General features: G+C 58.2%; 21 protein-coding genes. 19 read left to right on the forward strand and 2 right to left on the reverse strand.

Annotated features, from left to right (window positions below):
• Positions 1 to 39 precede the first annotated feature (39 nt).
• The 11 genes from liaF to serC all read left to right on the forward strand — a co-directional run bounded on the left by liaF (position 40) and on the right by serC (position 12,928).
• Positions 40 to 1,035 (forward strand): cell wall-active antibiotics response protein LiaF, encoded by a 996-nt coding sequence (liaF, locus tag IDH44_RS11175; RefSeq protein ID WP_190917623.1) that lies wholly within the window; start codon positions 40 to 42, stop codon positions 1,033 to 1,035.
• 7 nt (positions 1,036 to 1,042) lie between these two features.
• A complete protein-coding gene (locus IDH44_RS11180) occupies positions 1,043 to 2,116 on the forward strand; it encodes a sensor histidine kinase (protein WP_190917625.1) in 1,074 nt (357 codons plus the stop codon).
• Positions 2,076 to 2,732 (forward strand): response regulator, encoded by a 657-nt coding sequence (locus IDH44_RS11185; protein WP_190917627.1) that lies wholly within the window; start codon positions 2,076 to 2,078, stop codon positions 2,730 to 2,732. The genes IDH44_RS11180 and IDH44_RS11185 overlap by 41 nt, the downstream gene beginning before the upstream one ends.
• 51 nt (positions 2,733 to 2,783) lie before the next feature.
• Positions 2,784 to 3,206: a YugN family protein gene (locus IDH44_RS11190; protein WP_190917629.1), complete on the forward strand. Its 423-nt coding sequence runs from the start codon at positions 2,784 to 2,786 to the stop codon at positions 3,204 to 3,206.
• Between the two features lie 174 nt (positions 3,207 to 3,380).
• Entirely contained in the window at positions 3,381 to 5,021 is a 1,641-nt protein-coding gene (locus IDH44_RS11195; RefSeq protein ID WP_190917631.1) for a S1C family serine protease, read from the forward strand.
• A gap of 121 nt (positions 5,022 to 5,142) precedes the next feature.
• On the forward strand, positions 5,143 to 5,835 hold the full coding sequence (locus IDH44_RS11200) for a response regulator transcription factor (protein WP_190917633.1): 693 nt from the start codon (positions 5,143 to 5,145) through the stop codon (positions 5,833 to 5,835).
• A 2-nt stretch (positions 5,836 to 5,837) separates the two neighbouring features.
• The gene (locus IDH44_RS11205) at positions 5,838 to 7,337 is read left to right on the forward strand and encodes a sensor histidine kinase (RefSeq protein ID WP_190917635.1); all 1,500 of its coding nucleotides are present in this window, start codon (positions 5,838 to 5,840) and stop codon (positions 7,335 to 7,337) included.
• Between the two features lie 32 nt (positions 7,338 to 7,369).
• Positions 7,370 to 8,320: a 4-hydroxy-3-methylbut-2-enyl diphosphate reductase gene (locus tag IDH44_RS11210; RefSeq protein ID WP_190917637.1), complete on the forward strand. Its 951-nt coding sequence runs from the start codon at positions 7,370 to 7,372 to the stop codon at positions 8,318 to 8,320.
• A 550-nt stretch (positions 8,321 to 8,870) separates the two neighbouring features.
• Positions 8,871 to 9,932, forward strand: coding sequence for a 3-deoxy-7-phosphoheptulonate synthase (gene aroF, locus IDH44_RS11215; protein WP_190917639.1), 1,062 nt, complete (start codon positions 8,871 to 8,873; stop codon positions 9,930 to 9,932).
• Between the two features lie 331 nt (positions 9,933 to 10,263).
• Positions 10,264 to 11,688, forward strand: coding sequence for a type I glutamate--ammonia ligase (glnA, locus tag IDH44_RS11220; protein WP_190917641.1), 1,425 nt, complete (start codon positions 10,264 to 10,266; stop codon positions 11,686 to 11,688).
• A gap of 148 nt (positions 11,689 to 11,836) precedes the next feature.
• Positions 11,837 to 12,928: a 3-phosphoserine/phosphohydroxythreonine transaminase gene (gene serC / locus IDH44_RS11225; RefSeq protein WP_190917643.1), complete on the forward strand. Its 1,092-nt coding sequence runs from the start codon at positions 11,837 to 11,839 to the stop codon at positions 12,926 to 12,928.
• 145 nt (positions 12,929 to 13,073) lie between these two features.
• On the opposite strand, the gene IDH44_RS11230 is transcribed toward serC, so the two are convergent.
• Positions 13,074 to 13,790, reverse strand: a complete 717-nt coding sequence (locus IDH44_RS11230) for a response regulator transcription factor (RefSeq protein ID WP_190917645.1) — start codon at positions 13,788 to 13,790, stop codon at positions 13,074 to 13,076.
• Between the two features lie 121 nt (positions 13,791 to 13,911).
• Between IDH44_RS11230 and trmL the strand changes: the two genes are divergently transcribed.
• The 3 genes from trmL to IDH44_RS11245 all read left to right on the forward strand — a co-directional run bounded on the left by trmL (position 13,912) and on the right by IDH44_RS11245 (position 16,750).
• The gene (gene trmL / locus IDH44_RS11235; protein WP_190917647.1) at positions 13,912 to 14,376 is read left to right on the forward strand and encodes a tRNA (uridine(34)/cytosine(34)/5-carboxymethylaminomethyluridine(34)-2'-O)-methyltransferase TrmL; all 465 of its coding nucleotides are present in this window, start codon (positions 13,912 to 13,914) and stop codon (positions 14,374 to 14,376) included.
• Positions 14,377 to 14,529: 153 nt separating this feature from the next.
• On the forward strand, positions 14,530 to 14,778 hold the full coding sequence (locus IDH44_RS11240) for an AbrB/MazE/SpoVT family DNA-binding domain-containing protein (RefSeq protein WP_190917649.1): 249 nt from the start codon (positions 14,530 to 14,532) through the stop codon (positions 14,776 to 14,778).
• A gap of 775 nt (positions 14,779 to 15,553) precedes the next feature.
• Entirely contained in the window at positions 15,554 to 16,750 is a 1,197-nt protein-coding gene (locus tag IDH44_RS11245) for an aminotransferase-like domain-containing protein (RefSeq protein ID WP_190917651.1), read from the forward strand.
• On the opposite strand, the gene IDH44_RS11250 is transcribed toward IDH44_RS11245, so the two are convergent.
• Positions 16,747 to 17,475, reverse strand: coding sequence for a DUF2161 domain-containing phosphodiesterase (locus IDH44_RS11250; protein ID WP_190917652.1), 729 nt, complete (start codon positions 17,473 to 17,475; stop codon positions 16,747 to 16,749). The genes IDH44_RS11245 and IDH44_RS11250 overlap by 4 nt on opposite strands.
• A 198-nt stretch (positions 17,476 to 17,673) precedes the next feature.
• On the opposite strand from IDH44_RS11250, the gene IDH44_RS11255 reads away from it, so the two are divergent.
• From IDH44_RS11255 to IDH44_RS11275, 5 genes are all read left to right on the forward strand, one after another.
• A complete protein-coding gene (locus IDH44_RS11255; protein WP_190917654.1) occupies positions 17,674 to 19,569 on the forward strand; it encodes a PrkA family serine protein kinase in 1,896 nt (631 codons plus the stop codon).
• Between the two features lie 45 nt (positions 19,570 to 19,614).
• Positions 19,615 to 20,031, forward strand: a complete 417-nt coding sequence (locus tag IDH44_RS11260) for a LytTR family transcriptional regulator DNA-binding domain-containing protein (protein ID WP_190917656.1) — start codon at positions 19,615 to 19,617, stop codon at positions 20,029 to 20,031.
• Positions 20,032 to 20,242: 211 nt separating this feature from the next.
• A complete protein-coding gene (locus tag IDH44_RS11265; protein ID WP_190917658.1) occupies positions 20,243 to 21,700 on the forward strand; it encodes a circularly permuted type 2 ATP-grasp protein in 1,458 nt (485 codons plus the stop codon).
• A 62-nt stretch (positions 21,701 to 21,762) separates the two neighbouring features.
• Positions 21,763 to 22,746 carry an alpha-E domain-containing protein gene (locus tag IDH44_RS11270; protein ID WP_190917660.1) on the forward strand — a complete coding sequence of 328 codons (984 nt, stop codon included), beginning with the start codon at positions 21,763 to 21,765 and terminating at the stop codon, positions 22,744 to 22,746.
• The gene (locus tag IDH44_RS11275) at positions 22,743 to 23,624 is read left to right on the forward strand and encodes a transglutaminase family protein (RefSeq protein WP_190917662.1); all 882 of its coding nucleotides are present in this window, start codon (positions 22,743 to 22,745) and stop codon (positions 23,622 to 23,624) included. Before IDH44_RS11270 ends, IDH44_RS11275 begins: the two co-directional genes overlap by 4 nt.
• Positions 23,625 to 23,631 lie beyond the last annotated feature (7 nt).

Below are 23,631 nucleotides of genomic sequence, written 5' to 3' on the forward strand. Positions count from 1 at the left end.
CCGTTACGGTATACTTGAGAGCATAAGGGGGAAGAACCTATGAACACCAATGTGACGAAACGTTTGTTATGGGGATTGATTATAGTCGGGCTCGGACTGGCCATCCTGCTGCGGCAGTTGGACATTATAACGTTTGACCTCGGCGATGTCATTGCCACGTTTTGGCCGGTCATTCTGATCGTCATCGGCTTGAATGGCGTGCTCGGCAGCTCGTCGAGCGGAAGCTATGGCCAAGGCTCGGGCTGGTGGAACTGGTTCATGATGGGACTGGGCGTCTATTTTTTGTCCAGTACGCTCAATCTGCACCACTTCTCGATCGGCGACCTGATACCGTATGCGATTCCGGTTGTCTTGATCATCGTCGGCGTGCGCATGATGGTCAGCCGCGACAGCGGCAAGGGCCGGCAGGAGTCGGAGGAGTGGCAGGCCTACGAGATGTCGCCGCCGCCGCCTCCCCCGCCGCCGCTCCATCCCGATCCGACCCGCGACATGCGCGGCGCGCCGGGGGCCGAGTACGGACCGGAGCAAGCGCGGCAGCGTGATGACGACCGTCAACCCGGCGCCGGCGGCCGCTACGACACCGGCGCGTCCGGTTGGCAGGAGCGGTCTCGTCATGGTCACGCGGGCGGACGGCGCCGCCACGAGCGAGTGGAGTGGTGGAATTCCGATCCTTCCGTGCAGACGCGTTCCGGCTTTATCGGGGATATTCACATCGGACAGGATTACTGGGAACTGACGCCGATGAACATTTCGCATTTTATCGGCGACACCGTGCTGGACCTGACCAAGGCGCAGATTCCGTATGGTGAGACCAGGATTACGGTATCGTCCTTCATCGGCGACGTCAAGGTATTCGTACCGGTCGATCACGAGGTGGGGATCGAGGTGCATTCCAGCACGTTCATCGGCGATTGCAAAATACCGCCCGGCACGGGAGCGGGAGCACAGGCTTACGGGGACCATGAGAACGAGAAGCGAATCCGGTTGGTAATCAGCTCCTTTATCGGCGACATTCGCGTGACGAAGGTAGGGTGAGGCTGACATGATGGTCCGTATGCTGCGCGGTTCAAAATGGGAGCTGGTACTGTTCTTCCTGGCTTCCACCTCGGCCGCGCTGATTGCGCTCTATGCCGGGCATCGCTGGCTGGCGCAGATGGAGCCGCTTGAGCGCTGGCTGACGGTGGCGGCCGCCGTGATCGTCGTCAGCACGGCCTTTGGCTATTGGGCGGCGCAGCGCGTGCATCGGCGCATCGACGAGGTGCATCTGGCGCTCAAGCAGGCGACGAGCGGAAATCTCGCCGTCCGTCTGCCCGAAAGCGGCAGCGCCGGCTCCTTTTACCCGGTATATCGCGAATTCAACGTGATGGCGGGTGTGATGGAGCAGCGGATGGAGCTGCTGCAGAGCATCGGCGAGGAGCAGGTGATGCGGGAGGCCGCCTCCAACGAGGAGGCGGTCATGGAGGAGCGCAAGCGGCTGGGGCGCGATCTCCACGACACGGTCAGCCAGCAGCTGTTCGCGATTCACATGTCCAGCTCGACCTTGCCGAAGCTGCTGGATCTGGATCGCGCCAAGGCGGACGAGGTGCTGCGCCAGCTGATCGAGATGTCCTCTGCGGCCCAGAAGCAGATGCGGGGCTTGATCGCCAAGCTGCGGCCGCTCGAGCTCGAAGGGCGGTCGCTGGAGCAGGCGCTGGACAAGTGGTTCCCGGATTATTGCCGCCAGAACGATCTGCAGGGCACGCTCGATTGGCGGCTCGATGAGCAGCTCTCCGAGGGCAAGGAGCACCAGTTTTTCCTGATCATTCAGGAAGCGATGGCCAATATTGTCAAGCATGCCGAAGCGACGCATGTGACGCTGTCGCTCGTCGAGACGCCGCGTCAGCTCTTCCTGTCGCTGCAGGACGACGGCAAGGGCTTCCGCGCGGGACGGGTGCAGCGCGGCTCCTACGGGCTGTCGACGATGCGCGAGCGGGCGCAGCGGCTGGGCGGCGACGCGGAGATTATCAGCAAGCCGGGAGGCGGCACGCGGGTGCGGGTTGTCATTCCGAAATATAAAAAAAAGGAGCAGGCGGGCGATGGAAACGAAATGGCGGATCATGATCGTGGACGATCATGATATGGTGAGGGCAGGCTTGCGCACGTACTTGATGCTGGAACCGAGCTACGAGGTGGTGGCCGAAGCGTCAAGCGGCGAGGAAGCGCTGCGCATGCTGCGCGCGGGAATCGACGGCGGTCGGCCGGATATCATGCTGATGGATCTCATGATGAAGGGCATGGACGGCGTAGAGACGACGCGCGAGGTAATGGCGCTCGAACCAGCGATCAAGATTGTCATGCTCACGAGCTTCCTCGAAGACGAGAAGGTCGTCTCCGCGATCGAAGCGGGAGCCGTCAGCTACGTGCTCAAGACCGTGTCCTCCGAGGAGCTCATCTATGCGCTGGGCGGCGCGATGAAGGGGATGCCGGTCATGACCTCGGACGTATCGCAGGCGCTGACGCGCGGCTTGCGCAAGCGTACGGCGCAGGACGAAGGAGAGGATCTGACCGAGCGCGAGAAGGAAGTGCTGTACCTGGTCGCGGACGGCCAGAGCAACAAGGAGATTGCCGAGGAGCTGCATATCAGCATCAAGACGGTCAAAACGCATGTCAGCAATCTGCTGATGAAATGCGAGCTGGAGGACCGCACCCAGTTGGCCGTGCTGGCGCACCGCAAGGGATGGATCCGCGGCTGAACGGGCATAATGGAATACATCCGAATTCGCATCGACCAGGAGGTATGCGCCATGATCCCGTTGTCTTCAAAATTGGAATCGCGCGAACAGGAATTTAGCGAGGTGAAGCAGATGCTGGAGCGGCATCGCTTCGCCTTGGGCGGCAGCTGGGACTACAAGAACGGCTCGTTTGATCGGCCTTTGGACGAGGCCCAGAAGGTGTGGCTCAGATTGCCCTTTGCCGTGACAAACGGCAATCTGGACGGGGAAGCATCGGAAAACGACGCCAAAATTCAATTTTATCAGCCTTTTGTCCTGCGCCATTTGTACAATGAGGGCGTGGACGGCGAAGCGCAGCCGCGCGTGCTCGGCAGTCTGATCGATCAGTTCCAGTCGCCCGTCGACCCCGACGCGTCCGTCAGCGCGCACTGGGTCGCGCAGGCGGAGCAGACGCTGCGCGAGGTGGAGAATCTTTTTCCTGATCAGACACGATAAACAAGCGCCCGGCTACTGGGTAAGTACCAGCTTAATGGATTGCCGCAGCGCCGCTGCGGTTTGTTTTTTTTTATTTTCGTTTAAATTGTTTTTAAGATTGCTTTAAGGTCGGTTGTGCAAAATAGAAATCAGCAAAGGCAGTGGTGCAGATCGAAAAAAGGGAGGAAGCGAAACATGGACGATCAGAACAGAAGAAACGGATATGATGACTTTTTCCGTGAGGGGGACTCGGAGCGCAGGTCCGAAGAAGGGGATCCCAAAGCGCAGCGCGGGTACGAGCAGGAGCGCGAGCAGCACGAACAGGAGCAGCATGAGCGCGAGCGGCATGAGCAGGAGGGGCCCCAAGCGAATGCATCGGAGCGTCCGTCGCATTATTACACGTACGGCCCCTTCAAGACCGGGGGCGGTGCGCAAGGCGCCGGAACGGACGCGTATCCGCGAGCTGCATCCTCCGAACGCTTGACACGGCAAGAGGACGTACAGATTACGCCGCCGGCGCAGGAGCGCGGATTTGCCCCTGTGGGCAAATCCCAGCCGCGGCAGAGCGCCGGCTGGCAAGTACGGGAGAAGAGCCGGACGTCGTTCAAGGCGATTGCGATTTCGTTTTTGGCCGGCGTGCTGCTGGTCGGCGGACTGATGGCCGCGGCCGACTACCAGAACTGGTTCACCTCCGCCGGTCCGCTGGCACAGGAGACGGAGACTGCCTCCGCTGTAACGGCGGGCGGCAACTCGAGCGACGCATCGACCTCGCTGGCCAACGTCGTCATGGATCGGCCGGACAATATCGCGAATATTTTTGAGGCCTCCAGTCCGGCAGTTGTGAAAATCGAGACGTTCACGCGGTCGGGCACGGGTGCTAGCGGCAGCGATTCAATGGATTTCTTTCGGCAGTTTTTCGGCGATGAGTACACCACGCCAACGCCGAACGGGAATGGGAGCGGGCAAGGCGAGCTGACCCCGCTCGGATTGGGCTCCGGTTTTATCTTTGAGGATACCGGCTACATTCTGACCAATCAGCACGTCATCGGCGACGCCGAGCGCATCGAGGTGACGGTGCAGGACTACGCCAAAACATTTGAAGCAAAGCTGCTGGGTTCGAGCTACGAGCTGGATTTGGCGGTATTGAAAATCGAAGGCGACGAGCCGTTTCCGACCTTGCCGCTGGGCGACTCCGATTCAATCGAAATCGGCGACTGGGTCGTGGCGATCGGCAATCCGCACGGCTTCGATCATACCGTAACAGTCGGCGTGCTGAGCGCCAAGGAGCGACCGATCAGCATTCCGGATGAGCAGGGGACGCGCAATTACGAGCATCTGCTGCAGACCGACGCTTCGATTAATCCTGGCAACTCCGGCGGTCCGCTAATTAATACGAGCGGAGAGGTCATCGGAATCAATACCGCGGTCAGTTCGCAAGCGCAAGGGATCGGCTTCGCCATTCCGACCAGCACGATCAAGAGCGTGCTCGACAGCCTGAAAAACAACGAGGACATCCCGATTCCGTTCATCGGCGCTACGCTGCTCGACATGAACGAGCAATACGCCGAGCAACTCGGAATTGAAAATGCGGAAGGCGCGCTGGTCGAAGGCGTGCTGTACAACTCGCCGGCGTACCAGGGCGATCTGCGTCAGTTCGACGTCATCGTCGGCTTGAACGGCGAAGGCCACGCCACGGCAAGCGAGCTGGTGGAGGCGATCAAAACGCAGAAAGTTGGCGACACCGTCACGCTGAATGTCGTGCGCGGCGGCCGGGAGCTGGAGCTTGAAGTGGTCATCGGCGACCGCAACGATTTCGCATCGGCGCTGCAGCGTTAGTCGCATGTATGAGCCGGCACGGACAGGCGCAGCCTGTCCGTGCTTTTTTTTCCATGTAAGGCCCGGACCATGTTAGAATAGGCCGTAGGGATGAAGAATCGGACTGATGAAGGAGATGCCGATGAGACCGCAAATCATGGTCGTCGACGACGACGAAAAAATTATTTCTCTGCTGCGGCGAAGCCTCGCCTTTGAAGGCTACGAGGTGCTGACGGCGCCGAACGGTCTGGAGGGGCTGAAGCTGATGATGGATCACGATCCGGATCTGCTCATTCTCGACGTGATGATGCCTCAGGTGGACGGCTGGGAGGTGGCGCAGCGCGTGCGCGAGGGCGGCAGCGGCGTGCCGATCCTGATGCTCACGGCCAAGGACGATATTTCCGACCGGGTGCGCGGACTCGATCTCGGGGCCGACGATTATTTGGTCAAGCCTTTTGCGCTGGAGGAGCTGCTGGCGCGGGTACGGGCCCTGCTGCGGCGGCAAAAGGAGCAGCACGAGCATGCGGCCAGCAGGCTCGTCTACGACGATCTGGCGCTTGACCTCGATTCGCGGGAGGCGATTCGCGCCGGACGCAGCTTCGAGCTGACGTCCAAGGAATTTGACCTGCTGCACCTGTTCATGCAGAATCCGCGGCGCGTGCTGACACGCGAGACGATCATGGAGAAGATCTGGGGCTACGACTTCAGCGGAGAATCGAACGTGCTTGAAGTCTACATTGCGATGCTGCGCCAAAAAACCGAAGAAGGCGGCGGCAAGCGCTTGATCCAGACCGTCAGAGGCACGGGGTACGTGCTGAAGGGCGAAGGAGCGTAGCCATGTCCATTCGGCTTCGACTGACGCTCTGGTATTCGAGTCTGCTGGCCATCACCTTGCTTGCCTTCGGAATTGCGCTCTTTTTGTATGTCAACCACATGACCTACAATGACATGAAGTCGCGGCTGATGCAGGAGGCGAACCGTCTGGAGATCGAGGGCACGCGCATCAATTTGTTCCAGATCGATCTGCATCCGCGGATCACGAATCGGGATCTGATCATCCAACTGGTCAATTATACGAACGGGGATGTCAAGCGCTCCAACCAACTGATCGAGGAGCAGATCACGTTCCCCTATCCCGGTCCCGCGGGCGACGTGACACCGGGCTTCACCGAGATCCGGGTATCCGGGCTGAACTACCCGTTCATCCTGTATCAGCATCCGATTGTCGCCGATAATATCGTCATCGGGCTGCTGCAGGTGGCGAGCTACACGGAGAGCGAGGCCCGTTTTTTGGAGAATTTTCGCAATACGCTCGTGCTCTCGTCGCTGGCGGTCGTGCTGCTCGCCTTCACGATCGGCTTGTTCCTCGCGCGCAAGTCGCTGCAGCCGATCGAAAACGTCATTCGCGCGGCCAGCCAGATCGACAGCGGCTCGAATCTGAGCGTGCGCATCCCGTACGAAGGCCCGGCGGGCGACGAGCTCGGCAGGTTGACCGGCACGCTCAATGGCATGCTCGAGCGCCTGGAGAAGGCGTACAACGAGCTTGACGAAGCGTATAAGGCGCAGCGCCGGTTCGTCTCGGACGCATCGCACGAGCTGCGCACGCCGCTCACGACAATCCGGGGCAACATTGATCTCCTCGAAAAAATGTGGCGTCCGCGGCTGGGCAGCGGTGACGGACAAGCGACCCGCGACCTGGTGGTCGATCACGATCAGGCCCAGATGTCGATGGAGGCGATGCAGGATATCTCCGAGGAAGCGAGGCGGATGACTCGGCTGGTCGGGGATATGCTGTCACTGGCTCGTGCCGACGCTGGCTATATGATGCAGAAGACCGACGTCCAGTTGTTGCCGATCGTTCAGGAAGTGGCGCGCCGCGCGCATTTGCTGCCGCGCCGCGCCGAGTTTTGCGTCGGTGATCTGAGCGCGCTCTCCGGCGCCGTCATACGAGGCAGCGCGGATTACTTGCGCCAGCTGCTATTTATCTTCATTGAGAACGCGTTCAAGTACACCGAGCAAGGCGAGGTGGAGCTGCGGGCGATCGCCGTCAGCGGCCAGGCGGGTCTGATCGTGCGCGATACCGGAATCGGCATGGATGCCGAGGAAGTGCCGCATATTTTCGAGCGCTTCTACCGCGCCGACGTGTCGCGCGGCAAGACGGCGGGCACGGGACTCGGCCTCTCGATTGCGAAGTGGATCATCGACGAGCACGGCGGCTCGATCGAGGTCAAGACGCGTCAGGGCGAGGGCACCACATTTGTGATTTGGCTGCCGGTCGCCTTTTCGAGCCAGACGGATTCGGGTATAATGGATGAAGAAGGCGAGGAGCGCAGCTGACGCTTATTGCCGGAAAGGCGGTGAACGCAGAAATGGATGTACTGAAAATATCGCCGCGCGGGTACTGCTACGGCGTCGTGGACGCGATGGTGCTGGCGCTGCAGACGGCCAAAAACCTGGACCTGCCGCGCCCGATTCATATACTGGGCATGATTGTGCATAACAGTCACGTCACCGAGGCGTTCGACAAGGAAGGCATCATCACGCTCGACGGCGAGAACCGCTTGGAGATTCTCGAGAAAGTCGAGAAGGGAACCGTCATCTTCACAGCGCACGGCGTCTCTCCAGAAGTGCGAAGGCTTGCTCGCGACAAGGGGCTGACTGTCGTCGACGCGACCTGTCCCGATGTGACGCGTACGCATGATCTGATTCGTGAAAAGGCCGCTGAAGGCTATGCGATTGTCTACATTGGCAAAAAAGGCCATCCGGAGCCTGAGGGCGCCATCGGCATCGCGCCGGACCGGGTGCATCTGATCGAGCGCGAGGAGGAGATCGACCGGCTCGAGCTGGACGATGCCCGCGTCATCATTACCAATCAGACGACAATGTCGCAATGGGATATCCGCCATCTGATCAACAGACTGCTGGAGAAGTATCCATCCGCCGAGATTCACAATGAAATCTGTCTCGCGACCCAGGTGCGGCAGGAGGCTGTCGCCGAGCAAGCGAAGGACGCGGACCTGTGCATCGTCGTAGGCGATCCGCGCAGCAACAATTCCAACCGTCTGGCGCAGGTGTCGCACGAGATCGCCGGAGTGCCGGCGTATCGCATCGCCGACCTGGAGCAGCTGGAGCTGGGCTGGCTCGAAGGCGTGAACCGGGTAGCCGTCACCTCGGGCGCTTCGACGCCGACGCCGATCACGAAGGAAGTCATTGCCTTCCTCGAGCAATACGATCCGGCTGTGCCCGAGACGTGGGACAAGAAGCGCACGGTCAACAAAAACAAGCTGCTGCCGACGATTCGTCAAAAATCGAAGGCGTAGAGGCGTAGGTGAAGAGCCGAAACTACTCTGCTGATGGTCTAGGCTTAGTAGGCTAGGCGAACAGTCACCGGCCGCCGGGCACATGCCCGGCGGTTTTTTTATTCCGGCGGTGGAATAAGCGCAAAATGTGAGCTTACAGGGCGGAATCTGCATGAGCGGCGGGAATAAGCGCAAAATGTGAGGCTGCATGGCGGAAATGGCTCCGGCGGCAGAAATAAGCGCAAAATGTGAGGCTGCATGACGAAAATGGCTCTGGCGGCGGGAATAAGCGCAAAATGTGAGGTTACAGGGTGGAATCCGCTCCGGCGGCGGGAATTTGTTTGGCCGGGAATCCGGTTCAAGGCCAAGCGCTCGCCGGTTTTTAGCGTAAAACACTTGGGGAGCGAGCGTTCGTTGGCCTTTATGAGCTTTTAGGATAAAGGCGCTTGACGGTATGCTGTTCCGTCGGCTATAATTGCTTTAGCGATTAAAAGCATAACAGCATAACAGCATAACAGCATAACAGCTTAAAAGCGTATACGCGTTGAAGCGCAAAAAGGAGCGGGTATTTATGATCGTCATTACGAATCCGACTGTTACGGAAGAACGCATTGCGGAAATTGTCGCCCATATCGAGAAGGCCGGCGTGCAGGCCCATGTATCGCGGGGGACCGACCGCACGGTGATCGGCATTATCGGGCAGGCGGAGCCGACGCTCTCCGAGCACCTGCGACAAATGAAAGGCGTGGAAAACGTCATTAAAATTTCAAAGTCGTATAAGCTGGCGAGCCGCGATTTTCATCCCGACGATACGATTATCGACATCAAGGGCGTCAAGATCGGCGGCGACAACCTGGTCATCATGGGCGGCCCGTGCGCGGTGGAATCGCCGGAGCAGATCGATGAGATCGCACGTCTTGTCAAGGCCGCAGGCGGCCAAGTGCTGCGCGGCGGGGCCTTCAAGCCGCGGACCGGCCCGTACAGCTTCCAGGGCGTCGGAGTCGAAGGCCTCAAGATGATGGCCGAGGCCGGGCGCAAGCACGGGCTGCTCACGATCACCGAGGTCATGACACCGGAATACGTTGACGTCTGTGCGGAGTACGCCGACATTTTGCAGGTCGGCACACGCAACATGCAGAACTTCGATCTGCTGCGCAAGCTCGGCGAAGTCCGCACCCCGGTGCTGCTCAAGCGCGGCTTCAGCTCGACCTATGACGAATTCCTCAACGCCGCGGAATACATTCTGGCCGGCGGCAACAAGGACGTCATGCTGTGCGAACGGGGCATCCGCACCTTCGAGACCTACACGCGCAATACGCTCGATCTCGCCGCGATTCCGGTCCTGCAGGGGCTCAGTCATCTGCCTGTGATCTCCGATCCGAGCCATGGCACGGGTCGTCGCGAGCTCGTCGAGCCGATGGCCAAGGCCTCGGTGGCAGCCGGCGCCAACGGATTGATCGTCGAGATGCATACGGACCCGGACAATTCGATGACCGGCGACGGCGTGCAGTCGCTGTTCCCCGACCAATTCGCCGCGCTGCTCAAGGACTTGGAGCAGTTGGCCCCGCTCGTCGGCAAGCGGTTTAGCACCGAAAAAGCGCCGGCCGCAGCCTTTGCCACTTGGCAAAAGTAAGTCAAAATTTGAATAACAGAAAGAAAAGGACCTTTCCAGCGTACGAAACGCGGAACAGGTTCTTTTTTCATAGAACGACCCCAATGTCTCGTTTTTGAAGTGAAAACGCTTATCCAAATGCATGTGTCGAAAGGTGTCAATATACGGATTTAAATATTGTGTGAACTTATCGTCAAAAGTGTCAGAATACCTTACACCCCCTTAAAAAATACCTTACATAGCTATTGACGGTGATTAGAGGCCGTTTTATAATAGCGAAAGAGTTTAACGCAAAAATTGAACGATTGCAGTTCAAAACCATGCTAATGTTCGGGAATGGAGGAAATTGTAGATGTCTGTACAAAAAGTGTTGGACACGATCAACGAAAATAACATTCAGTTCGTCGATTTCCGCTTTGTGGATCTTTCCGGCCGCGCGCACCATATCACGCTGCCTGCCACCGAGGTGGAAGCCGAAACTTTTGAAAACGGGGTGGCCTTCGACGGCTCCTCGATCCCCGGTTTCCGCGGGATCGAAGAATCCGATATGGTCATGATGCCGGACACCGAGACAGCCTATATCGATCCGTTCACGGATCACCCGACGCTCAATATCATGTGCAACATTTTTACGCCGGATGGCGACCGTTATGATCGCGATCCGCGTAGCATCGCGCAAAAAGCGGAAGAATATCTGAAAAAAAGCGGTGTCGGAACTGCCGCATTTTTCGCGCCGGAATCCGAGTTTTTCGTATTCGACGACGTTCGCTACGAGAGCGGCATGAATACTTCGTCCTACAAAGTCGATTCCGAAGAAGCGGTATGGAACACGAACACCAAGGAAGAGGGCGGCAACCTCGGCTTCAAGGTAGGCGTCAAAGGCGGCTACGTGCCGGTGGCGCCGGTCGACAAGCAACAGGACATCCGCAGCGAAATGGTCCGTCTGATGCAAGAATCGGGCCTGCGCGTCGAGCGTCATCACCATGAGGTGGCGACAGCCGGCCAGGCGGAGATCAACTTCCGCTTCGACACGTTGACGAAGACGGCCGACAACCTGCTCAAGTACAAGTACATTGTACACAATGTAGCGCAGCAATACGGCAAGTCCGCTACGTTCATGCCGAAGCCGCTCTTTGGAGACAACGGCAGCGGGATGCACGTTCACCAATCGATCTTCAACGGTGATTCGCCGCTGTTCTACGAAAAAGGCGCTTATGCAAACCTGAGCGAAATGGCGCTGCATTATATCGGCGGCATCCTGTTCCACGCGCCTGCCCTGATCGCGCTCACGAATCCGAGCACGAACTCGTTCAAGCGCCTGGTGCCTGGCTACGAAGCGCCGGTTAACCTGGTCTTCTCCAAAGGCAACCGCTCCGCAGCTGTCCGTATTCCGGTCGCGGCGGTCACGCCGAAGGGCTGCCGCATCGAGTTCCGTACACCGGACTCCACGGCCAACCCGTATCTGGCGTTCGCAGCAATGCTACTGGCCGGACTCGACGGCATCCAGAAAAAAATCGATCCGCGCGAGCTTGGCTACGGCCCGTACGACAAGAACATTTACGAGCTGTCCGACGCGGAAAAGAGCGAAATTCGCAGCGTCCCGTCCTCGCTGGACGAAGCGCTTGACGCGCTCGAAGCCGATTCGGAATTCCTGACGGAAGGCGGCGTATTCTCCGCGGACTTCGTTGCGAACTACGTTTCCTTCAAGCGTCAAGAAACAAAGGACATTGCCATTCGTACGCACCCTCACGAATTCAGCCTTTACTTCGATTGCTAATTCGCGTTCGCGATTGCAGCAGGGCCTCCCAGCGGGAGGCCCTGCTTGCATGATCCGGCCTTGCGCCGCTTTTACTTGAAGGTTCCCGGCAAACTTGCTATCATAATCAATAGTAGAAATAGACGAAATAAGGACAGAGGTGGATCGGTTGAGCAATCGGGCGTACAATTTTAATGCCGGGCCGGCGGCGCTGCCGCTTGAGGTGCTGGAGCAGGCCCAGCAGCAATTTGTCGATTTTAACGGAGCGGGCATGTCGATTATGGAAATGTCCCATCGCAGCAAGCCGTATGAGCAGGTCAACGATCAGGCGCAGGCGCTGATGCGCAAGCTGTACGGCATTCCCGACGATTACGAGGTGATGTTTCTTCAAGGCGGCGCGAGCACACAGTTCGCCATGCTGCCGATGAACCTCCTGGTGCCGGATCGCCCGGCTGCTTATGTGCTGACCGGCTCCTGGGCCCAAAAGGCCGTCAAGGAGGCGCAACTGCTCGGCGAGACAGTCCTGGCCGGCAGCTCGGAAGCGGACAAGTTCAACCGGATTCCGAAAGGCGCCGAAATCAACGTGCCTGCGAATGCCGCTTATCTGCACGTGACCTCGAACGAAACGATTGAGGGCACGCAATACATGGACTATCCGGAGGTGCCTGCGGATGTGCCGCTGATCGCGGATATGTCCAGCGATATCATGTCGCGTCCGGTCGATATTTCCAAGTTTGGCGTTATCTATGCGGGAGCGCAAAAAAATCTCGGACCGTCCGGCGTGACAATCGTCATCATGCGCCGCGACTTGCTGGAGCGCTGCCCGAAGCAGGTGCCGACGATGCTGCGCTATGACACCCATGCCAAAAACGGTTCGCTCTACAATACGCCCCCTTCATTTTCGGTCTATATGGTGCAGCTTGTGCTGCAATGGATCGAGGCGCGGGGCGGCGTCGAGGCGATCGCGCGAATCAATCGCGACAAAACCAAACTGATCTACGACGCCATTGACGGCAGCGGCGGTTTTTATCGCGGGTTCGCTTCTCCGGAGAGCCGCTCGCAGATGAACATCACCTTCCGCATGCAGGACGAGGCGCTGGAGAAGCAATTCATAGCCGAGTCCGAAGCGCAGGGCTTCGTCGGGCTCAAAGGCCATCGCAGCGTCGGCGGGCTCCGGGCATCGACCTACAATGCGGTGCCGCACGAGAGCTGCAGCGCGTTGGCCGCATTCATGCTTGATTTTCAGCGTCGTCACGGCTGATCAGCACCGCAATGCAAAACCGCCTGTTTCCAATGAAAACAGGCGGTTTTGATGTGAAGAGGCGCATACACGTCGTAAGCGCACGGAGCAAGCAGGAGCGTGCAGGAGCGTGCAGGAGCTGCGAGCGGCTGGTAGAAGCCGTACGCTACTTGGCCAGCGCGCTGTCGGCGCCGGGATCGCTCAGCTTGTAGCCGACATTGCGTACAGTCATGATGTGCTCGGGCGAACGGGCGCTGGCTTCAATCTTGTCGCGCAGATGCGAAATGTGGACGTCCACGATCCGTGTGTCGCCGAGGAAGTGATAGTCCCATACCCCTTGGAGCAATTGCTGGCGGCTCAGCACTTTGCCGCGATGGCGACAGAGGAAGAGCAGCAATTCGAATTCCTTTGGCGTCAATTCGACGGGCCGTCCGTCTACGGTGACTTCTCTCTGAGCGGGATGCACCGTCAGTCGACCGAGCTCGTACGGGGCCTCCGCGGAGGCCCCGGGGAGCGACTGGACGCGACGGAGCACAGCCTGTATGCGTGAGATGAGCTCCTGCGGGCTAAACGGCTTGGTCATGTAATCATCGGCGCCATTGTCCAGACCGGCGATGCGGTCGGTCACATCCTGCAGCGCGGTGAGCATGACGATCGGCACTGCGTTTTGCTGCCGGCGCAATTCGCGGCACACTTCGATGCCGTCCATCTTGGGCAGCATCAGATCGAGCACGATCAGGTCGGGACGGAAGGACTGCAGCATGTCAAATACGGCTTCGCCATCCTGCACACACCGCACTTCGTAACCTGCCAGCTTAAGGTTGAATTCAATGAGCATCGAGATCGACGGTTCGTCATCGACGACCAGAATTTTTTTCGTCATGGTCTCGGCTTCTCCTTTGGCCAAATCTTAGTACCCATTATGCCAGCCAACTTTATGCTGCAGATTAAGCAAACGTAAAACGGGTGTTAATTTGCGCGAAAAAAAGAGGAGGGAATGCACAATGCCTTTCCATATTGTGCTCGTGGAGCCGGAAATCCCGGCCAACACTGGCAACATTGCCCGCACCTGCGCCGCGACCGGCACGCATTTGCATCTGGTGCGGCCGCTCGGCTTTCGTACCGACGACCGCACGCTCAAGCGCGCGGGACTGGATTACTGGCACGCGGTCCGCGTCCATTATTACGATAGTTTTGACGAGCTCGCGCAGCGTCACGACGAGGCTCGTTTTTTTATGGCCAGCACGCGGGCGCGCACTGTATACAGCGACTTTCAATTTCGCACTGGCGATTTTTTTGTGTTCGGCAAAGAAACGAAGGGCTTGCCTCAGCATATGCTGGACGCTTATCCGGACACGTGCATGCGCATGCCGATGGGCGAGGAGGTCCGGTCGCTGAATTTGTCGAATTCCGCAGCGATTGTCGTGTATGAGGCGCTTCGGCAAAATGGCTTCCCGGGTTTGAAATAATACGGATGCGCCGTTTCAAATTAAAGTCATATGTGTAATGAGATATACAGTTGCAGCTCTTAGATTGTTGTATTGCTGCCGACCCCTGTCGCGAACTGTTGCAGCATTACGTTCTCAAAGACTTGCAAAATGAGACACAGGAGGGGAATCACAGTGAAACCGGCTGGGGTAGTGCGAAAGGTTGACCAATTGGGTAGAATTGTATTGCCGAAATCGTTGCGGAAGCGGTATCAGATGAATGAGGGAGACCCTGTAGAAATACTGGTCCAAGGCGACCATATTATTTTAGAACGGTATCGCCCGCGCTGCGTTTTTTGCGGCTCGATGGAGGGCGTCAAGGATTTCAAGGATCGTTATCTATGCTCGGCTTGCATAGCCGAAATGACACAATTGCGCACCTGACGCACACGCGAACCTAGAACCTGAACGGCAAATGAACCGGCTGCTCGTCGCCGGTTCATTTGCCGTTTTTGATGTTGGCGGACATTTTAGTCCGTTAACAGAGGTCCGCCGTTGATCGTCGCTGACCGTTAGGACGGCTACGCGGCAATAGAGGGAGCCCCGGGCCCGAGCGTCCTTATGCTTTCAACGGGCTTTTGCCAAAACGAATGTGGCCCAAAGCCTGCCGCGCCGTTTCGCCTTGAATATATAGAATTTATAATTTTCACTCATATAAAAGGTCTTTATATTCTCGGAACGAAACTTGCGACGCCGCCAAAGGGCAGCGGCGCCGTTTCGCCTTGAAATCGAGCAAGTCATGCATTTCATCTGCAAGACTGGCTGCTCCATTTCGCGGAACGAAACTGACTCGACCGTGAAAGACGGTCGAGTCAGTTTTGCCTTGCATCTGGCGGCTACAAGCCTTTGGTTTTGTCCTCGTTATAGGATGAGGTAAACATAGCGGTCAGGAACAACAGCAGCACCACCATGATAATGATGAACGTCAAAGAAATCTCCATTTGTGCCCACCTCCGATAACTGCCTTTATTATACCCAATGCCGACCGAAAAGAAAACGAAAAAAGATGTGAACACATTGTTACAAGCGGAAAAAGGAAAGGGGCGACGAATTTCCCGGGAAATTGCTGGAATCTGGAGTCGGCCGGGCCATTGCTTGTTGCTCACGACGGCGAATAGGCGTAGTATAATGATAAGAGAATAAGGAGGCGCAAACGGGGATGGAATTTCGATTTTCGAAGAGTGTGGGAACGCTCACCTCTTCCGCAGTGCGGGATATTTTGAAGCTGACGCAAGGTCAGGAGATTATATCGTTTGCAGGGGGGCTGCCGGCAGAGGAGCTTTTTCCGCTTGAGGCGGTGCGAGCGGCGGCGGACCGCGTATTTGCTCTGGGGCACAAGACGCTGCAATACGGCGTGACGGAGGGCCATGTACCGCTGCGCGAGCAGCTCTGCGTAAGAATGGCCGCCAAATCGATGGATGTCCACCCCGAGCAGATGCTGCTGACGACCGGCTCGCAGCAAGCGATCGATCTCGTCGCACGCGTGCTGACCGAGCCTGGCGACGTGGTGCTCGTCGAAAGCCCGACGTACCTGGCCAGCCTGCAGGTATTCCGTATGTACGGGCTGCGTGTCGTATCGGTCGATAGCGACGCGCACGGCATGCTGATCGACGAGGCGGAGCGGCTCATGCAGACGCTCAATCCGCGGCTGGTCTATGTCGTGCCGACCTTCGGCAATCCGACCGGACGCACATGGAGCACCGAACGAAGAAAAGGGCTGGTGGCGCTCAGCCAACGCTACGGTGTGCCCGTCATCGAGGACGATCCTTACGGCGATATCCGTTTCGACGAGCAGCTCCAGGTTCCGACCTTAATGTCGATGCAGCCGACGGTGGATGGCGGTGGCGTCATTTATCTGGGGAGTTTCTCCAAGACGGTCGCGCCGGCCCTGCGGACCGGCTGGGCGATCGCGGACCGCGAGGTTGTGCGCATGATGGCCAAGGCCAAGCAGGCGGCGGATTTGCATTCCAGCATGCTCGACCAGCAAACGCTTGATCAATTGCTGCAAGTTTTCCCGCTTGACGATCATATTCGGCACGTGTCGTCGGCATACGCTTCGCGCATGCAGGCGATGCAGAAGGAGCTCGAATCGCGCGGTCGTGGCGACCTGTCCTGGCAGGAACCGCTCGGCGGCATGTTCCTGTGGCTGGAGCTGCCCGAAGCGCTTGATGCGCAGACGCTGCTCCGCGCGGCGGTGCTCAAGGGCGTCGCCTTTGTGCCAGGAACCTCGTTTTTTGCCGAAAAGCCAAAGCGCAATACCGCTCGCTTGAATTTTACCCATACAGGCGGAGAGCGGATGCGGCAAGGCATTGCGCGCCTGTTCGAGGCCATGGACGAATTTTTGGCGCGTTGTTAAATTCGTTCATGCTCCTGTGGCTTCGTCTCCATCGCCGCCACGACGGCGGCGTATTCGGCCAACGCGTCCAGGCCGGCCTGGCGCAGGCCGTAGACGCCGCGCTCGACGCGTTCGAACCAGCCGTAATAGTTGGCCCGCAGCATCGTGCCCGCCTGACGGCAGCCGGTCAGCTCCGCGATGCGGCGCGGCGGCAGCTGTCCGTGCTGACGGAGCGCTTGCGCGCAGCGCAGCGCCCGCTCGCGGTAGGCGGTGACGAGCTTGCGTCCGGTCGTGCCGCCGACATTGTAGTCGCCGCTGCGTTCGTTGAATTCTCGCACCATGCGCGCCTGGCGCGCGGGGCGGCCCCGGCGCAGCGGTTGTTCGTTCGGCTCGCACAGAATATCGAGCTGCGGGCGCTTGGTTTTGAAAAAGGTGACGGTCATCAGGCCCAGTCCGAGTCTGCGGCACAGCTCGCTCAAATCGCCGAAGCGCTGATTGTGCGCGCCGCGCTTCTGACGGTTGCGTTCGACCGCCAGCATGACGCGTTCGTTGATCCGTTGACGTTCCACGCCCTGCAGCAGCAGCGGCAGTGTGAACGTCTTTTTCATTTCCACGATGAGCAGCTCTCCGTCCGCAGCGCGCGCGACCAGGTCGCAGCCGTTGACCTCGCCCTTCACCTCGTAGCCCTGCGACTCGTAATAGGCCTTGATCGGGGCGTACAGATCGGCCTCCTGCTTTACGGCCACTTGCGCATTCCTCCTCTCCTACTGCAGCTTCTTTGTCCCATTATAACGAGAATTAAAATATGGGGCAATTTCGTCCGAGCAAATGCATACGTATGTATTATTCGGTCAACAGGGCAGACGCCTTGGGCAGGCGGCCCGGCGACAGGCTGAAGACAAGCGGCGACAGGGGACAACGGATGCGATTGGAGGAGGAACCGGATGGATATTTTCAGGCGGGTAACGGAACACCAGGCGGAGAATGAGAAGCTGGCATGGGCAGGCACGTTCAAAGCATACATCGATTTGCTGAAGCAAGACCCGACTCCGGCTATGACTGCCCACGCAAGGGTATACGAAATGATCAAGGCATTCGGCGTGGAGGAAGAAAGCGGAGGCAAGCGCTATAAGTTTTTTGAGCAGGAAATATTCGGCTTGGACCGAGCGGTGGAAAAACTGGTGGAGGAATACTTCCACTCCGCGGCGCGGCGGCTCGACGTGCGCAAACGAATCCTGCTGCTGATGGGGCCGGTAAGCGGCGGGAAGTCGACAATTGTCACTTTGCTCAAAAAAGGACTGGAGCGCTTCTCCCGCACCGAGCGCGGCGCGGTCTACGCCATCCAGGGCTGTCCGATGCACGAGGAACCGCTGCATCTCATTCCCAACGAGCTGCGCCCGGAGGTGGAGCGCGAGCTCGGGGTGCGGATCGAGGGCAATCTGTGTCCTTCCTGCCAGATGCGGCTGAAGACGGAATACGGCGGGCACATCGAGGAGGTGCCGGTCGAGCGCGTGCTCATCTCGGAGGACAACCGGGTCGGCATCGGCACATTCAGTCCGTCCGATCCCAAATCCCAGGACATTGCCGATCTCACCGGCAGCATCGACTTTTCGACGATTACCGAATTCGGCTCCGAGTCCGATCCGCGTGCGTACCGCTTCGACGGCGAGCTCAATAAGGCCAACCGCGGCCTGATGGAATTCCAGGAAATGCTCAAGTGCGACGAAAAGTTTTTGTGGAATCTACTCTCGCTGACGCAAGAAGGCAATTTCAAAGCGGGGCGGTTCGCGCTGATCTCCGCCGACGAGCTGATTGTGGCCCATACCAACGAATCGGAGTACAAATCGTTCATCGCCAATAAAAAAAACGAGGCGCTGCAGTCGCGTATGATCGTCATGCCGATTCCGTACAATCTGAAGGTGTCAGAAGAGGAGAAAATCTATGCCAAGCTGATCGGACAAAGCGATATGCGGCACGTGCACATCTCCCCGCATGCGTTGCATGCGGCGGCTGTTTTTTCGATCCTGACCCGGCTCAAGGAGACCAAGAAGCAAGGCATGGATCTGGTGAAAAAAATGCGCATGTACGACGGCCAGGAGGTCGAGGGCTTCAAGGAAGCCGATCTGAAGGAGATGCAGACCGAATTCAGCGAGGAGGGCATGAGCGGCATCGATCCCCGCTATGTCATCAATCGCATTTCCAGCGCGCTGATCAAGCAGGATCTGGAATGCATCAATGCGCTTGACGTGCTGCGGGCGATGAAGGAAGGACTGGACCAGCATCCTTCGATTACGAAGGAGGAACGCGAGAAATATTTGAATTTTATCTCGATTGCCCGCAAGGAATACGACGGAATGGCCAAAAAAGAGGTGCAAAAGGCATTCGTGTACTCCTTTGAAGAATCGGCGCGCACGCTGTTTGAGAATTATCTGGATAACATCGAAGCGTATTGCAACTGGACGAAAATGAAAGACCCGCTCACTGGCGAGGAGCTGGACCCCGACGAGCGCCTGATGCGTTCGATCGAGGAGCAGATCGGCATCTCCGAAAATGCCAAAAAAGCGTTTCGCGAGGAAATTCTGATACGCATCTCCTCCTATTCGCGCAAAGGACGAAAATTCGATTACGCCAGTCACGATCGGCTGCGGGAAGCGATCGAAAAGAAGCTGTTTAATGATCTGAAGGACATTGTCAAAATTACAACTTCGACCAAGACACCGGATGAAAATCAATTGAAGCGCATGAATGAGGTGACCAAGCGGCTGATCGACGACCACGGCTATTGCCCGGTATGCGCCAATGAGCTGCTCCGTTACGTGGGAAGCCTGCTCAATCGCTAAACTGAGGAGATATGAAATGCCGTCCGCATGCGGGCGGTTCTTTTCATGGGAACATATGTTTGGTATAATGGAGGCATTGACATAGCGGAAGGGCAGGAGATGGCGATGAACTGCTTTTTAATGGATGCCTCCGGCAAAGGGCGAACGGTGGCCTTGCACGACCTATTTTTCGTTCGGCCCGGCGGAAGAGGACCGGAATTCGTAACGGCGTACGGCGTATATCGACAGCCGCTCACGCTGGGAGAGCTGCGGACGGCGCTGGCGACATCTGGTTTTGAGCTGCTGGATCGCGACAGTCTCGTTAATTTGGCGCGTGTATCGCGCTACGAGCCGGAGAGCCGCAAGGTGTTTTTCGAAGGGACGGGTCCCGATATCTACGCTACTGTCGCCGGATCCAAGGTCGCCAAAATCCCGCCGCGCCTGCGCGAAGAGCGTGCGGTCTATTGCTGCAAAAGCGCGTAAACGCCAAAAGGGACGGGAAAAAATCGCCCGTCCCGGATCGGGAAACGGATACATGCCAAAAGGTTGATTTGTAAGCGTTAACTAAGTTGACATAAAAGGGGGATGAAAGTATGATTGGAGGTATATACCAGCCTGTCAACGCCAATTACGTCAGATAGATTAACATTTCAATCGCTTGGCGTTGCAGATGACTTGCATAGGGGGCGGTGGGATGTCGACAGCGCGGCAGTCGCAGCAACACTTTTATGATGCCATGTCTTATTTTGACGAAATGTTTGATCACGATCTGTCGGTGCGCCCGCATTACGAAGCCGTCAATCGGCTTTTTTCCAGACTGAAGCCGTCCGATCTGGCGCTGCGTCAGCACGCGCTGGAGCAGCGCATGATGGAAGAGGGCATCACCTTCACGCTGTATGCGCCGGATCAGCAGGACCCGCTCGAGCGCACCATTCCGTTCGATTACATTCCCCGCGTCATTCCACACCACGAATGGGAGATGATCGATCAAGGCATTCGCCAGCGCGTGAAGGCGCTCAATGCATTTACCTTCGATATTTACCACAGCCAGAATATCATCGCCTCGGGCATCATTCCGCGGCGCATGGTCGTAGGCAACCGCTATTACCGGCCGGAGATGGCCGGGCTGCAAGTCCCCTACAACGCCTATATGACGACGACCGGCATCGATTTGATCCGCGACGAGAAGGGCCGTTATTACGTATTGGAGGACAATTTGCGTTCGCCTTCGGGATTTTCGTATCTGTTCAAGGGCCGCACGCTGATGAGCGAGCTGTTCCACGATCTATACCTGTCCTGCTCCGTCCAGAACATCGAGCACAGCCTCAATGTGTTCCTCGGTTCGTTGCGCGCGCTCGCGCCGCACGGCAAGCGCGACCCGCTGATCGTGCTGCTGACGCCGGGCTCGTTCAATTCGGCTTACTATGAGCACACGTTCCTGGCGCAGCAGATGGGCTTGCATCTCGTGGAGGGCCGGGATCTGGTCTACAAGGATCACAAGATCTACCTGAAGGACTTGCGCGGCTTGCGCCAGGTCGATGTCATATACCGCCGCATCGACGACGAATACCTGGATCCGCTGGCCTTCCATCCGGATTCGCTGCTCGGCGTTCCCGGTCTGATGAACGCCTATCGCGCGGGCAATGTCGCGATTGCCAATGCGCCTGGCACCGGCGTCGCCGACGACAAGGCCATCTACGCCTACGTCCCCGATATGATCCGCTTCTACCTCGGGGAGGAACCGATCCTGCATAATGTGCCGACGTATATTTTGGCTCGAGAGGAGGACCGCGAGTATGCGCTGGCTCATCTCGACGAGCTCGTCGTCAAGGAGACGTCGTTGTCCGGCGGCTACGGCATGCTGATCGGTCCGACCGCGACCAGCCAGGAGCTGGAGCAGTTCGCCGCCGCGATCCGCGCCAATCCCGATCGCTACATCGCCCAGACGACGATGATGCTCTCGCGGGCGCCGGTCATGAAGGGCGACGCCATGACGCCGCGCCACATCGACCTGAGGGCCTTCTCGCTCATGGGCCAGGATCTGCATGTCATACCGGGCGGCTTGACCCGCGTCGCGATGAAGGAAGGTTCGCTGATCGTCAATTCCTCGCAGGGCGGAGGCGTGAAGGATACATGGGTGTTATGCCGCTAACCGGTGCGGCGCGGCGTAGTCAGGTCAGATTCAATTTCACGACACGAGGCGGAGGGATAGCGATGTTGAATCGCAATGCGGAGGCTTTGTTTTGGGTGGGTCGCTACATGGAGCGGGCGGAGAATCACGCGCGTCTGCTGGATGTGCATTATCACGTCCAGCAAGAGGGATTGGCGGAGGACGCCAAGGAGGTGCAGCAGGGGCGCAAGTGGGCACGTATCGTCGATGCGCTCGGCAGCCGGCAGGCGTACGAACAGCAGTATGGCGCCAGCTATACGGAAGCGGACGTGCTGCACTACGTCACACTGGACCGCGATCACCCCAATTCGCTGGTGTGCTGCGTGAACTATGCCCGCGGCAATCTGCGCACGCTGCGGGAGAAGGTACCCTCCGAGATGTGGGACGTGGTCAACGGCTTCTATTTATGGCTGCGCGAGCAACGCCAGGAGGAGCTGCAGCATGGTTCTCCGCATGAATTTTATCAGCGCATCAAGGAATGGGCGGCCTTGTTCCTGGGGACAAGCCAATCGGTCATGCCGCGCGAGAACGAATGGCATTTCATTGAATGCGGCCGCTATCTCGAACGGTCCGAGAATACGCTGCGCATCCTGCTGTCGATCCGCAATGCTTGCATGGACGAGGCACTCGACACTTCTTCCGGCGGATATGCTTATTTGCAGGCGGTGCTCAAGTCGGTGAGCGGGTATCAAGCCTTTCGACGGTATTACGCTGACAATATTGCAATCGAATCCATCAACGAGTTTTTGGTCTTGCACCCGGCATTTCCGCGCTCGGTCTACTTCGCGATGCACCAAATGGAGGACCATCTGCGTGGGATCGGCTTCCAGGACGCGCAGTTGCGAGCGGCGCACGGCAAGATCATCCGTCAGGCGGGCAAGACGATTGCCGAGCTCTCCTGTCTGGAGCGTGAGGATCTTGCCGGCGATCCCGGGGGTGAGATTGTCGCAGGTCTGCTCCATGCCAGCCAGGTGCTCGGCGAAGCCTTTGCCAAGACCTTTTTTCGAATGGGGGAGGCCAGCGCATGAAGCTGCGAATCTCGCATGTGACGGAATACACCTACGACACCCCGGTGACAGACAGTGTCAATGAGGTGCGTCTCTCCCCTTGTACTAACGAGCGGCAGTCCTGCTACCAGCATGGCATCTTCGTCGAGCCGAATGCCTCACTATTCAGCTACGAGGATTATTTCGGCAATCGGGTCCATTCGTTTTCGGTTAATACGCCCCATCGCAAGCTGACGATTCGTACGAATATGACGGTGGTGACCAGCGGGGCCGCAGTGCCCGGCTCCCATTCTGCGCCTTCCTTTCCGAGTAAGGCAGCCTGGCAGTGGCTGCATAAGGACGAGGCGCAGGATCGGTTCGCGGAGTACTTGCTGGAGACGACCTATACGACGAGTACGGCGGGTGTGATGGACTTTGCCGGCGAAGACCCGGCCGCGCAGGACGATCCGCCGACCGTGCTGGCGTGGCTGGAGGCGCTGTCGACCCGGATTCGCGAGGAATTCGTGTACGATCCGGAAGCGACCACGGTACAGACGACCGTGAGCGACATGATCGGCACCCGCAGAGGCGTATGCCAGGATTTCGCGCATTTGATGATTACGATCTGTCGGGCTCGCCAAGTACCGGCCCGCTACGTGAGCGGGTATCATTTCATCGGGGATCTGCAGGGCGGACGCAGCGACTTTCGCCATGCGTCCCATGCCTGGGTCGAAGCCTATGTGCCAGGTCAAGGTTGGCATTGCTTCGATCCGACCAATGTCGATCCGGTGGGGGAGCGCTATGTCAAGCTCAGCCACGGCCGCGATTACAAGGACATCGTGCCGGTCAAGGGGGTCTACATGGGGGCGAGCGGACAGCGGCTGCACGTCAGCGTCGATGTGGAGAATCTGGACGAGTAGCGGCGAG

The sequence above is a fragment of the Paenibacillus sabuli genome (genome assembly GCF_014705605.1).
Taxonomy (GTDB): domain Bacteria; phylum Bacillota; class Bacilli; order Paenibacillales; family Paenibacillaceae; genus Paenibacillus_D; species Paenibacillus_D sabuli.